The 13009-nt window shown below is 62.0% G+C and carries 10 protein-coding genes and 2 pseudogenes; 7 read left to right on the forward strand and 5 right to left on the reverse strand.

Annotated features, from left to right (window positions below; all coding sequences use genetic code 11):
* The first annotated feature begins 60 nt into the window (after nucleotides 1-60).
* The 7 genes from ACFQ2S_RS15640 (at nucleotide 61) to ACFQ2S_RS15670 (ending at nucleotide 7069) form a co-directional block, all read left to right on the forward strand.
* Nucleotides 61-759, forward strand: a complete 699-nt coding sequence (locus tag ACFQ2S_RS15640; protein ID WP_386075852.1) for a GntR family transcriptional regulator — start codon at nucleotides 61-63, stop codon at nucleotides 757-759.
* Entirely contained in the window at nucleotides 756-1340 is a 585-nt protein-coding gene (locus ACFQ2S_RS15645; RefSeq protein WP_386075854.1) for an NADPH-dependent FMN reductase, read from the forward strand. The genes ACFQ2S_RS15640 and ACFQ2S_RS15645 overlap by 4 nt, the downstream gene beginning before the upstream one ends.
* 426 nt (nucleotides 1341-1766) lie before the next feature.
* The gene (locus ACFQ2S_RS15650) at nucleotides 1767-2726 is read left to right on the forward strand and encodes a D-2-hydroxyacid dehydrogenase (RefSeq protein ID WP_386075855.1); all 960 of its coding nucleotides are present in this window, start codon (nucleotides 1767-1769) and stop codon (nucleotides 2724-2726) included.
* Nucleotides 2716-3885 (forward strand): M24 family metallopeptidase, encoded by a 1170-nt coding sequence (locus ACFQ2S_RS15655; RefSeq protein WP_386075857.1) that lies wholly within the window; start codon nucleotides 2716-2718, stop codon nucleotides 3883-3885. The genes ACFQ2S_RS15650 and ACFQ2S_RS15655 overlap by 11 nt, the downstream gene beginning before the upstream one ends.
* A gap of 376 nt (nucleotides 3886-4261) precedes the next feature.
* Nucleotides 4262-5248 (forward strand): NAD-dependent epimerase/dehydratase family protein, encoded by a 987-nt coding sequence (locus ACFQ2S_RS15660; RefSeq protein WP_386075858.1) that lies wholly within the window; start codon nucleotides 4262-4264, stop codon nucleotides 5246-5248.
* A 74-nt stretch (nucleotides 5249-5322) separates the two neighbouring features.
* Nucleotides 5323-6039, forward strand: a complete 717-nt coding sequence (locus ACFQ2S_RS15665) for an acyltransferase (RefSeq protein WP_386075860.1) — start codon at nucleotides 5323-5325, stop codon at nucleotides 6037-6039.
* Nucleotides 6040-6076: 37 nt separating this feature from the next.
* On the forward strand, nucleotides 6077-7069 hold the full coding sequence (locus ACFQ2S_RS15670) for a lysylphosphatidylglycerol synthase transmembrane domain-containing protein (protein WP_386075861.1): 993 nt from the start codon (nucleotides 6077-6079) through the stop codon (nucleotides 7067-7069).
* 347 nt (nucleotides 7070-7416) lie between these two features.
* On the opposite strand, the pseudogene ACFQ2S_RS15675 reads toward ACFQ2S_RS15670, so the two are convergent.
* From ACFQ2S_RS15675 to ACFQ2S_RS15695, 5 genes and pseudogenes are all read right to left on the reverse strand, one after another.
* Nucleotides 7417-8124: pseudogene (locus tag ACFQ2S_RS15675) on the reverse strand (IS6 family transposase).
* Between the two features lie 66 nt (nucleotides 8125-8190).
* Nucleotides 8191-9585, reverse strand: a complete 1395-nt coding sequence (locus tag ACFQ2S_RS15680) for a glutamine synthetase family protein (protein WP_386075863.1) — start codon at nucleotides 9583-9585, stop codon at nucleotides 8191-8193.
* Nucleotides 9586-9610: 25 nt separating this feature from the next.
* Entirely contained in the window at nucleotides 9611-10978 is a 1368-nt protein-coding gene (locus ACFQ2S_RS15685) for an aspartate aminotransferase family protein (RefSeq protein WP_386075865.1), read from the reverse strand.
* A gap of 140 nt (nucleotides 10979-11118) precedes the next feature.
* Nucleotides 11119-11827: pseudogene (locus ACFQ2S_RS15690) on the reverse strand (IS6 family transposase).
* A gap of 236 nt (nucleotides 11828-12063) precedes the next feature.
* Nucleotides 12064-12771 carry an IS6 family transposase gene (locus ACFQ2S_RS15695; RefSeq protein WP_386075866.1) on the reverse strand — a complete coding sequence of 236 codons (708 nt, stop codon included), beginning with the start codon at nucleotides 12769-12771 and terminating at the stop codon, nucleotides 12064-12066.
* Between the last annotated feature and the right edge of the window lie 238 nt (nucleotides 12772-13009).

The following is a 13009-nucleotide window of genomic DNA, read 5'->3' on the forward strand; positions in this document are numbered from 1 at the left end:
TTATGGTTTATTATCTCTAAAATCGTAGGTAGATCTCTCATCAGAAATCGGATCAGGCACATGCACGAGCGACAGATTCTTGACGGACCCGAACCAAAGACGACGCGCACGAGCGTGATCTATGGAGATCTTCGCAGCAGCATTCTCGATGGTTCATTGCGACCGGGCACCAAGCTCAATGTGCGCGACCTCAGCGCACAGTTCGACACAGGGCTGAGCCCGGTTCGCGAGGCGCTGAATCGGCTCGCGATGGAGGGCCTGGCGGATCACACCGACAATCGGGGCTTCTTTGTTCCGCCGGTCAGCGTGCCAGAGCTACAGGATCTCACGCAGGCGCGTTGCTGGATGAACGACCTCGGGATTCGGCGGTCCATCGAATTCGGCGACGCGGGATGGGAAGAGCAAGTCCTGCTAAGCTGTCATCGCCTCTCTCGCACGCCGCGCGACGCCGCAGACGGCTCTCGCGGGCCAGATCCTGCATGGAACGCCGCTCACAAGTCGTTTCACCAGGCCCTTGTATCGGCCTGCGGTTCGAACTGGCTGATCGAAACCTGTAGTCAGCTCTACGACTCGGCCGAACGCTACAGAAGCCTGGCTCGACTGGCAGGCGTTTCCCGCAGCGACCCGCGTGACGAACATCATGAGATCATGACCGCCGCGCTGGACAGGGATGCCGACAGGGCCGCGACGCTCTTGACGGATCACTTTCAGCGGACGGCGCAATTGGTTCAGACCGTCGTGGGAGCGTGGAAAAGTTGACTCAGGACAAACGGCCGACGATCGACGTCGTGATTTGCAGCACGCGGCCCGGACGCATAGGTGATCGGGTTGCTACATGGTTTCACAAGATCGCCGCAGAGGACGGCACAGTCGAGGCGAGGCTCGTCGATATTCGCGATTTCGGCTTGCCCCTGTTCGATGAGCCTCGCCATCCGAAGCTTGGGGAATACCAGCACGAACACACCAAACGCTGGGCGCGCTCGGTCGCGGCAGCTGACGGATTTGCTTTCGTTGCGCCGGAATACAATCACGGGCCGACACCTGCCCTGGTTAACGCGTTGACCTATCTGGGGCCGGAATGGGCATTGAAGCCCGCGGGATTCGTCAGCTATGGCGGACGCTCCGGCGGCCTGCGCGCCGCGCAGCTCACCAAACCCATTCTCAGTGCGCTCAAGATGTATCCGACCAAGAACGGGGTCGTCGTACCAATGGTGAAGACGTTTCTTGACGGCGACAGATTCGTGGGCACCGACGAGCTCGAAAAGGAGGCGCGCGGGCTTCTGAAGGAACTGGCGATCCTTGCGACAGGTCTCGCCCCGCTTCGATCGCAGCGTGTCTGACATGCAAGGCATCGAGGATCGGACTCCCAGGAACAGCGCAAACCGCCAGCGGGGGGCCACCGCACCCGGGTAAAGGACACATTGTGGCGGGCCAAGGCCCGCAGCACCTCGGACCAACCCGCCGGAGGAGCGGCGGTCGGCAAGGCGGGCACGCCAGGCGATCAGAAGGGAGGGGACATCATGAGCCAGATTGGACTGAGCCTGGCGGCTGCGCGACGGGCTTCTGCCGAGAGTGTCATGGTGCCTGTCGCGTTGCGGCGCATGCCCCCGCCGGTCGGCATACCCCCGTTCATCCTCAGCGCGGGGTGCCCGAAGTGCCGACGATGACGTTCTTCGCCTCCATTCTTCCGAACCTGGTCGCGGCTCTGTTTCCCGTCGCGGCGCTCGCGTTCCGGCTTCCTGCCCCTCTCAACTGAAAGGTCAAGAATGAAGACCATCATCGTGCAGCACGAGCTTCCCGACTGGGCCGACTGGTATGTCGACAAACTCTCGGACGCATTCCCCGAGCACCTGTTCCGGGCGGCCCATACCATGGAGGACGCGATGGCATTGGCGCGAGATGCCAATGCATTCGTCGGCATAGGTCCGAAGATGACCTCCGAACTCGTCGCCGCAATGCCTGGGCTCGAGTGGGTGCAGTCGCTAAGCACGGGCGTCGACAACCTGCTGGCGATGCAGGCGCTGCCCGTAACGGTCCCGATCAGCAGGTGCAGCGGTGTTCATGGGCCTCAGATGGCGGAATTGGCCCTCACGTTCATGCTGGCGCTGGCACGGCGCCTGCCCGAGGCGCTGCAGGCGCAGACGACCGGCGCCTGGCACCGTGAGCCGCAACCGCTGCTGCTTGGCAAGACCGTCTGTCTCGTCGGCCTGGGAAGTATCGCCGAGACGCTGGCCCTTTATTGCTCGACTCTGGGCATGCGCGTGATCGGTGTTTCCGGCCGTGGCAACGCCCCGCACGTCGATCGGATCTACCCGCGGGCGCAGCTCGAGCAGGCTGCAGCCGAGGCGGATTTCCTCGTTGTGCTCGTTCCGCTGTCGGCAGAAACCCGGCATATCATCGGGCGGTCCGTTCTGGACGCGATGAAGCCCTCGGCCTTCCTGATCAACATAGCGCGCGGCGGTTGCGTGGACGAGGCCGCTCTTCTCGACGCGCTCCATCGCGGCAGCATCGCAGGCGCTGGCATCGACGTTTTTGAACAGGAGCCGCTGCCCGCCGACAATCCGCTCCGGACAGCGCCAAACGCGATCCTGACCCCCCATATTGGCGGTTTCGCGGACACCTACCACGAGCAGTGTTTTCCCACGGTTCTCACCAACATGCGGACCTATCTGGAAAACGGCCCGGATGCGCTGACTGGCGCAGTGAGGAGATGCGATGCGGACTAATTCCCCGATTTCCGACACCGAGATGCAGCGTCGCTGGCGGCTGACGCGCGGTGTGATGGACGAACTGGGCCTCGACGCCCTGGTGACCCAGGCCCGCGAAGACTGGATGGGCGGCTATGTGCGCTGGCTGACGGACGTACCAGCCAACAACGGCTATCCACGCACGGTGATCTTCCATCGCGACCGGCCGATGACGGTGATCGAAATGGGTGCCTTCGGGACAGACAGGATGACCGACCCGATGGCCCCGGCTACGCGCGGCGTGAACCGGGTTCTCGGCACACCGTCGTTTGTTTCGGTCGGCTACAGCATCGACTACGATACCGATCTTGCCGTGAGAACGCTCGTCGATTCCGGCGCGACCCGGGTCGGGCTTCTCTGTCCGCAGGCCCAGCCCTTCGGACTGGTGAAAGGGCTCAATGCGCAGTTCGAGACAATCGACGCAACAGACGCGCTCGACCGGGTCAAGGCGATCAAGAGCGCCGAAGAGATCGATCTGATACGTGCCACGGCTGCCCTTCAGGACAAGGTGTTTGCCGAGGTGTGCGATTTCATTCGCCCCGGCAAGACCGACCGCGATGTCGCCGCCCACGCGGAGGCCGTCGGACGTTGGCTCGGCTCCGACCAAGGCATCCACCTGGGTCTGTCGTCTCCGCTGGGCGAGCCATCACGCTTCATGAACCGGCCATTTCAGACACGGGAGCTGAAGGCAGGGGATCACATGTCCCTGCTGATTGAAACCAGCGGTCCCGGTGGACTCTATCTTGAGATCGCGCGGACCATGGTGCTGGGAAAGGCAGATGACCACCTGCTGCAGGCCTTCGCCAACGTCAAGGCAGCACAGGACCACACATTGTCGCTGATCCGGCCCGGCGCAGATCCCGCGACCATTGCCGCGAAGCACGACGCTTGGATGCAGAGCCGCGGCCTGCCGCCCGAGACCCGTCTCTACGCACATGGACAGGGCTGCGAAATGGTCGAGCGGCCTCTCATCCGCCGCGACGAGACGCTACCGCTTGAGGAGGGAATGCTGTTGGCAATCCATCCCGGGTACGACGACGGACGTGTCTTTGCGGTGATCTGCGACAACTATATCGTGACGCCCGACGGCGTCAGCGACTGCCTGCACATGACCGAAAAAAGGATCTTCGAACTCTAGGCGAACAGCCACATTTCACTCGCGCCGGGGCTGTCACGGCAGGCTGCGGTGACCGCCAGCAGCTTCCGAACTGCATCCTCCGGCTTGTGGCGCCTGTGCGCCGTCTCTTGTCCTCCGTTCGCTGAATGAGACGGCGGACCGGTTCGGATTGCGCCGCACCAAGGCCATTCAGCCTTGCCGCTAGCTTCCGGATGACTTTCCGAAAAATCCCCGGTGACGACCGCACCGTGCGAAGAATCGCAATGTAGGAATTGTCAAACCGACGCGTCTGCCTGACCCATCGACAATTTCCAGCAGGTCCGGAGATATTCCATAGTAAAGACAAATTCACTTGTCTTCATCTGCGAGACGGTTCGCGTAAATTTTGAGGAACAATATGAGAATTTTGGTAACGGGTGGGACCGGCTTCAGCGGACATGCATTGGTCATGAGGCTTTTGCAGGACGGTCATGAGGTCGTCGCGCTGGACAACAAGCCCGGTCTTGATGACGACACGATCCGGAACGCAGGCGGTAAGATCATCTACGGCAGCGTGACAGACCGGGCATGCGTTGAAGAGGCCGTAGAGGGTTGCGAAGTCGTCCAGCACCTCGCTGCCGCGTTCCGTGATGTGGGGGCATCGGACGAGAAATACCGCGAGGTGAATGTCCGGGGCACCGAGATCGTCGCGGAGGCCTCGGTGAAGGCAGGCGTGCGCAAGCTCGTTTATTGCAGCACCTGCGGCGTCCACGGCAATGTTGAGAACCCGCCCGCCGGCGAAGACGCTCCGATTGCGCCTGCGGACTATTACCAACAGACGAAATACGAGGGTGAGGTCGCCCTGGAGGCATTTCGGGATCGGATCGAGTACACGATCATCCGGCCTGCCGCGATCTTCGGCCCCGGCGATCCGGAGCGCTTCTCGATGATCTTCAAGCGCGTCGCCGCGGGAACGTTTCCGATGTTTGGCAATGGGAAGACAACCTATCACCCGGTCTACATCGACAACCTCGTTGAAGCACTGATCGCTGTCATGCCGAGCGGCGTCGGGGCCTACGAGGCATACCTGATCGCCGACAAGGAATACGTGACGCTCAACGATCTCATCACCCGTGTGGCGAAAGCACTGGATCGCGATGTGACTATCCGTCGTATGCCGATTGGACCTTTGATCGTGGCCGGGCACGTTTGCGAAACCATTTGCAAGCCATTCGGAATCGCACCGCCAATCTTTCCGCGCCGGGTCGACTGGTACCGTCAAAACCGTGCGTTCCGCATCGACAAGGCACAGCGAGACTTCGGCTACACTGCTTCGGTGTCGCTTGATGAGGGCCTGCGCCGAACGGGCGAGTGGTACCGCGCCAACAGCATCATCCCGTCATGACCGCACCCGACCGCCACGGCAAGACCCACCGCGAGATCGTCGAAGGTTCGTCCGCACTTGCGAGCTATCGGCGGATGATCGTGGGCAGCGGGTCCATCTGGTCGCTGATCTACTTCGAGTTCTGCAGGCTGTTGGCGCCATTTCCGGGTGCGCTCGGCATCGTGCTGCGGAAACTGTTCTGGCCCGGATTGTTTGCCTCTTGCGGGAAAGGCGTCGTCTTTGGCAGCAACATCTCGCTGATGTGCCCCGGCAAGATGGAGATTGGCCGCAAGGTCGTCTTGGGAGACAACTGCATTCTCGACGCGCGCTCCGCTACTGGTGATCCTTGTTTGCGCATCGCCGATCACGTCATGCTCTCGCACGGCGTGATGATGTCCTGCAAGAACGGCGCGATTTCCGTCGGCGAGCGTTGCGGGATCGGGGCGTACACGGTGATCCAGTCGACCGGCGCTGCCGAGGCTCAAAACGCGGTCCGCATCGGCGAGGACACGGTTATCGGCGTTCGCTGCTACATCGCCGGCGGCGGAAATTACAACGTGGATCGCCTTGACGTTCCGATTGCCCAGCAGGGCGTTCGGGACATGGGCGGAACGCGCATCGGTCGCGGCGTGTGGCTCGGCGCAAGCGCTAGTGTCCTTGGCGGCGTGGAGGTCGGCGATGACGCGATCGTCGGCGCTGGTGCGGTCGTGGCACGGACGCTTCCGCCAAGATCCGTCAGCTTCGGTGTGCCCGCGCGCGTGCAACGGATCCGAGGCGAATCCGAAGAGGCCAAAGCGGAAACATCCACCTAGCGATCGCTTGGCAAGCATTTCATTGGAAGGATCATTCGTGTCCCCAGATGCCCAGAAACCTGCCAGGAAGGGATTTGCGCGCAAGGCCGTGAAACTTTTCGCAACGCTCGCCCTGCTTTTGCCGCTCGGATTCTTGGTGGACTGGCAAGAGGTGTTCCAACTCCTGCCGCAGATGGACCCAATATGGATCTTTGCAGCCGCGATGAGCGTGGTGGGCACCCGGACAGCAATCACCTGGCGGTGGTGGCAGATCCTGCGAGCGATCGGATTTCGCACCAAGTTGCTTCCGCTCGGGGTGGTCGTGTCCGCCGGCATGGGGCTGGGAGCACTGATCCCGACCTCGCTCGGCCCGGATATCGCACGAGGGATCCTTCTCAGAACTCGCGCCACCTCGGCGGGCGAGACCACGAATGCGCTCGTCGTGTCGAGCCTTGCGATAGACCGCTACGCAGCAACCATCGCGACGCTGATCGTTGCGGCCTTCGGCGCCGTCGCTATTGGGAACTGGGCGGTGGCGATGGGAATGGCCGCCGCTGTCGCGGCCGTGGCGTTCGTTACGGCGCTGATGATGGTTTCGGCCGATACCGTGATCCGCACATTGACGCCCGGGCCTTTGAAACGCGCGCGATCGAAACTTGCCGCGGTCGTCGACTATCTGCGGCACCCGGGCATGCTGGTCCACGGCCTTGTCCCTGCCGTCCTGATCTCGACACTGGTGACCTTGTTTCGCGTTGCCGTGTTCGTAAGCCTTTACAATGCCTTCGGCTATTCCGTGCCAATCTCTCTGGCGATCTTCGCAATTTCCGTCATGCTGATCGCTTTGATGGTTCCGGTCACGCTGGGGAATTTTGGCATTCGTGAATGGCTTCTCGTAATTGGGTTTCAAAGTGCAAGCATCCCGGCCGACGTGAGCGTTGCCGTCGGACTGGTTTCCTTTGCCATCCAGACCCTAATCAGCTTGCCCGCCATTACCTTCTTGATGCTCAGGAAATCCAGGCGGCCCGCCACGATCACATCCGGCGAGGCCTGACGACCGCGTCTCCAAAGGCGCTTGCGGAGCGTGCGATCACCGTCCCTGCAAGGGGGGCTGTCAGGCGCCTTGCGTCGACGCTTGAACCGGGAAACCGGTGACTGCTTTACGGCGTGGAGTTTGTCTTTAGTACCGTCTCCTTGCAGGCCTCCTGCCGCGCATTGGCAGTAATGCCGACCAGCATCACAAGACTGTGAACCGGCATGAGAAAGTGGCTCTGCCTCAAAGTTGATGCACCTTCATAACTGTGGTTGCGCGATGAGGCGCGCTCTGAGCAGATCGACGTTTGCGCGGGGTGCTGGCAGACTAATTCGAACCAGTCTCACCAAGGGCAGGATGTCTGCCCCTTATGCCGCGCAGAGACTGCGCCACTCGGCGAGCGCAGCGGCGCGGTTCTTCTTGAAGTTGTCTCTGGGGGAGAGGCTACGCTCCGAATTGAAATGGTTGAAGACCGAGCCGAGGACGGCAGCGAACATCTGCAAACTTCGCATCCGCCGGAAGCGCTGCATCGCCCGATCCCGTCGTCGGAACAGCAGGTGCGAATTCTCCACTCGATTGTTGAGCCAACGTCCGGTTTCCTGTCGATCCGCCGCTCCGATTTCCCTCAGCGCGGCACCGAAGGATCGAAGCCGGTCGGTCACGATGGCTTCTGGCCGGCCTTGGCGCTTAATTGATTTCCTTATGGATTTCAGCGCCGCCTTCTTGTCGCGAGACTTTGTCACGAAGCTTTCGAGAACCTCTCCTTCGTGGTCGACGGCTCGCCAAAGGCAGTGGCGCTCGCCGTTGATTTTCACGAACATCTCGTCGAGATGCCAATTCCACTGCGGTCCAGAACGCAAACGCTCGGCGCGCCGCTGGCGGATCTCGGCGGCAAACATCGGGCAGAAACGATAGCACCAGAACCGGACGGATTCATGGCTGATGTCGATCCCGCGCTCGTGCAGCAGATCCTCGGCATTCCGTAGTGAGAGTGGGAAACGCACGTACATCATCACCGCCACCCGGATGATCTCTCGGCTCGTCCTGAACTATTTGAACGGGTCAGGTTTCGACACCAGGGGAAGCCAATCGGCGCCCTAACCTACCGCAACCCGCGTTCCCCTGACATGACCTGTCGCCCCTCAGACCCGGTGCAGGTAGAGGTCGAAATCGACGTCGCTGATCGTGCCGGCGACGCGGGCGTATTCCGCTGCCTTGATTGCCGTGAACGTGCGGTGCATGTCTTCACCGAGCGCGTCTTTCAGGAAATCCGAGGCCCGTGCCTCCTCTATGGCTGAACGCCAGTCGACCGGAATGGGATGGGCGCCCTGGGCATCCGCATACCCGTTTCCCGTCGTCCTCGGCCCCGGATCGACGCGATGACGCAGACCGTGGCGAATTCCCGCGAGGACAGTCGTCGCAACCAGGTAAGGGTTCGCGTCGACGCCCGAGGGACGATGCTCGATCCGCCGCGCGTTGGGATTGCCGGCCGGAATTCGCAGGGCGACCGAGCGATTGTTGAAACCCCAGGTTGGGCTGACCGGCGCATAGGACTGACTGGCGAACCGCCTCCAGGAATTGGCATGCGGCGCAAAGACCAGCATCGATTCCCCCATCGTCGCCCTCAGCCCGCCGATCGCATGCAGGATCGTTTCGGACCACTCGCCTTCGACGGGCTCCACGAAGACGTTCCGGCCCTCGCCGTCCCGGAGCGACACGTGGAAATGCATGCCGGACCCGGCGAAATCGGCAAAGGGCTTCGCCATGAAACAGGCGGTGATGCCGTTCTGCCGCGCCTTGAGGCGAACGATCCGTTTCAGGCGCATCAGGTCGTCGGCGGCCTGCATCACGTCGGTGCGGTAGTGCAAGGTCAGTTCGTACTGGCCCGGCGCATACTCGGAGATCATCGTCTCGGCCTTGATCCCGGCCTGCTCCGCGGCGGCGTAGATCTCCGAGAACAGCGGCAACATGCCATGCAGGTGGTCCACCGAGTAGACCTCGGTCTTGTGGCTTTCGCGCCCATCCAGCACGTCGCCGGCGGGCTTGATCCCACCGTCCTGACCCCGCTCGTTCGAGAGCAGGAAGAATTCGAGCTCGAACGCGCCAGTCGGGTGTAGCCCTTCGTCCGCGAGCAGGTCCACCTGCCGCGTCAGAGCGTGGCGGGGGTCAGACGTCATCGGTCGTCCGTCGAGTTCATACATCGACATAAACACCTCGCCTCGTGGTGGTTGGGTGCCATGCAACGCCTTGAGCGTGCCGGGAATCGGCCAGGCGCGCAGGTCGTTGTCGCCGTGGTCCCAGATCAGGCCGGTCTCGTCGACATCCTCGCCGACGATATCGAGTCCGAGGATTGAGATCGGCAGATGGCGCCCGGATTCGTAGAAGGATTCCAGCTCGTGACGCCGGATGATCTTTCCGCGGCCAACCCCATTGGAGTCGTGCAGCACGATGTCGATGGCTTCGATGTCGGGATGCGCCTGAAGGAAATCCCGCGCCTCCTGGACGATGGATCCCGATGGACTGGCGGTGGTGGTCATGTGGTGTCTCGCTTGTGTCGTGCGATCAGGCAAAGAACTCGGTCAGAACCTCGTCGAATGCGTCGACGAGGCGGTCGATCTGATCGTTGGTGGTGGCCGGGCTGACCAGCATCATGTTGTGGAAGGGCGCAATCAGGCAGCCTCGGTTCAGAAGGGCTGTATGGATCACGCCTTCCAGCTCGGGTTCGTGGGCAAGTGCCGCCTCGGCGCCATTTCGCAGCGGTCCCGGCGCACAGATGAATTCGACGCGCGCACCGACACGCACCACATGCCAGGGCGCGGCGTGCCGCTCGATCGCGTCCCGAAGCCCGGCAGAAAGCCGCGCTGCGCCCGCCTCCATGTGGGCATAGTTGGCCGCTGTCATCACCTCGGAAAGAGTCGCACGCAGGCAGGCAAACTGCATCGGATTGGCCGAGAGGGTCGTGCCCATGCCGGAATGCCCCGGCGGCCGGGTTTCGTCGTAGGCGTGGAAACGGTCGGCGAGGTCATTGGTCATGCCCCAGACGGCCGTTGGCATTCCGCCGGCCACGCATTTGCCGGCCACAAACATATCCGGCTCAAGGCCATGGACATTGGTATAGCCACCCAGCCCCGAGGAGATCGTGTGCGTCTCGTCAATGATCAGAAGGGCGCCGTACCTTCGCGACAGATCTCGCAGTCCCTCGTGGAAGCCTGGCGCAGGCAACACCATGCACGAGTTGGTCATCACGGGTTCGGTCAGGATCGCCGCAACGTCGCCCGCCGCCAGCGCCGTCTCAACGCCTTCAAGGTCGTTGAACTCACACGCCACGGCACCTCTGGTCAGATCCTGGACCTGCCCGACGAGGCCCCGGCGCGCCACGGTCCGACCGTCCGCAAGCTCGACCATCGCGTCGTCGACGGTGCCATGGTAGCAGCCATTGAACACCAGGATCTTCGGCCGGTCGGTCAGAGCGCGTGCGACCCGGATGCAGAAGCGGTTGGCGTCGGTCGCCGTCGTGGCGATCTGCCACCGGAAAGGACCGAAACGCTCGGTCAGCAGACGCCCCGCTTCCAGCGCATCTTCGGTCGGAAGCATGTAGGTCAGACCGTTTCCGGCCTGCCGGCGGATCGCTTCGGCGACGGGCTCCGGGGAATGGCCGAACATCGATCCGGTGTCGCCCAGGCAGAAGTCGTGCAGCTGGTTGCCATCGATGTCCGTAAGACTGGCGCCTTTTGCGTGGGAGACCAGCGGCAGGTGTGGCATCGGCCAGTCGCGCATCCAGTGCATCGGCACCCCGTCGAGAAAAGGCCACGCTCCGCGGGCGAGCGCCTCCGCGGCCCTGGGTCGATTTGCGATGAACCTGCTTTTCTCGCGGGCCTCGAGAGCCTGCAAGCGGCCACGCGGAACACCCGCAAGAGACGTGCGCGACATGATTCTGTTCCTTCACAGACGGAGCCGCCAGAGAGCGCATGGCAGCCGCTCCAGTTACCGGGGCGATGGGGGCGGAAGCAATAGCCAGGGTGCTGCCAGACAAATTCGAACCAGTCTCCGAATGGACAGTGAGCTTGCCCTTATGCCACGCAGAGATTGCGCCACTCAGCGAGAGCGGCGGCACGGTTCTTCTTAAAGTTTGCTCTGGAGGAGAGGCTGCGCTCCGAGTTGAAATGGTTGAAGGCAGAAGCGTGGACGGCGGCGAATTTCTGTAGACTTTGCATTCGGCGGAAGCGTTGCATCGCTCGCTCTCGTCGTCGGAATGGCAGGTGCGATCTCTCCACCCGATTGTTGAGCCAACGGCCAGTTTTCCTGCCGGTCCGCCGCGCCGATCTCCCTCATCGCGGCACCATACGACCGAAGCTTGTCGGTCAAGATGATTTCCGGCCGGCCGTAGCGTTTCATTGATTTTCTCATGAATTTCAATGCCGCTTTCCGGTCACGCTTCTTGGTGACGAAGCTCTCCAGAACTTCACCTTCGCGATCGACGGCCCGCCACAAGTAGTGCCGTTCGCCGTTGATCTTCACGAACATCTCGTCCAGATGCCACCGCCATTGCGGCCCGGAACGCAGCCGCTCGGCGCGTTTCTGGCGGATCTCAGAGGTGAACATCGGGCCAAATCTATGCCACCAGAAACGGACGGCTTCACGGCTGATCTCGATGCCGCGTTCGTGGAGCAAATCCTCGACGTTGCGAAGCGAAAGCGGGAAGCGAACGTACATCATCACCGCCAGGCGGATGATCTCGCGGCTCGCCTTAAAGTATTTGAAAAGGTCGCGTTTCGTCATGCCGGCACGCTACCTAGCCCCCTGCCCGGCCTCAAGCCAAGTTCATCTGACAAGACCTCCGGAGACCGATTTCGCAGGGTTGCCCAGGCTCCGAAGGGCGGATGGTCCCTGCAAACCACTTTGGCGCATAAAGAAAAAGGCCCCGCGAGGGACCTGTTTTCGGGTTTGCAATGTGCAAGTGGCGGAGGTGTCAGACCAATTCGAACTCGTCTCCGCAAGGGCAGGATCCCTGCCCCTTATGCCGCGCCGAGCTGACGCCACTCGGCGAGAGCGGCGGCGCGGTTCTTCTTGAAATCTGCCCTTGAGTAGAAGCTGCGCTCCGAGTTGAAATGATTGAAGACCGAGGCGTGGACGGCGGCGAACATCTGCAAACTTCGCATCCGCCGGAACCGTTGCATTGCCCGTTCTTGTCGTCGGAACGGCAGGTGTGAATTCTCCACCCTGTTGTTGGTCCAGCGCCCAGTTTCCTGCCGGCCAGCCGCGCCGACTTCCCTCAGCGCCGCACCGTAGGACCGAAGTTTGTCGGTGACGAAGATGTGCGGCCGACCATAGCGCTTCATTGTTTTCTTTAAGAATTTCAATGCCGCCTTCTTGTCCCGCGTCTTCGTCACGAAGCTTTCGAGGACCTCGCCCTCCTGGTCGACGGCCCGCCACAAATAGTGCCGCACGCCGTTGATCCTCACGAACATCTCGTCGAGGTGCCAATACCACTCCGGTCCAGAACGCAGGGGCTCGGCGCGCTTCTGGCGGATCTCGGCGGCGAACATCGGCGCGAAACGCTGCCACCAGAACCGGACCGATTCATGGCTGATCTCGATCCCGCGCTCGTGCAGCAGATCCTCGACGTTGCGAAGCGAAAGCGGGAAACGGACATACATCATCACCGCCAGACGGATGATCTCGCGGCTCGTCTTGAAATACTTGAACGGGTCAGGTCTTGTCATCCAAGGCAGGTAGTCAGCCCCCTGCCCCGTCGCAAGCCAAGTTGCTCTGACACCGCCGATGCCGGGACTGAACACCTAGTCGGCCCCATGCCCCGTCACAAGCCAGGTTCTTCTGACATCACCAGCGGTCGCCCTGACGACGTTGTTCTGTTACCCAGCGTGCTCTGAAAGCGGCGGGCCGTGGCCCGCGCAAAGGTTTCCGCGCCGGAGGGATTGCCGCTCGACGACGCACCGTTGA

This window comes from Tropicimonas aquimaris (assembly GCF_042676185.1).
Classification (GTDB): domain Bacteria; phylum Pseudomonadota; class Alphaproteobacteria; order Rhodobacterales; family Rhodobacteraceae; genus Tropicimonas; species Tropicimonas aquimaris.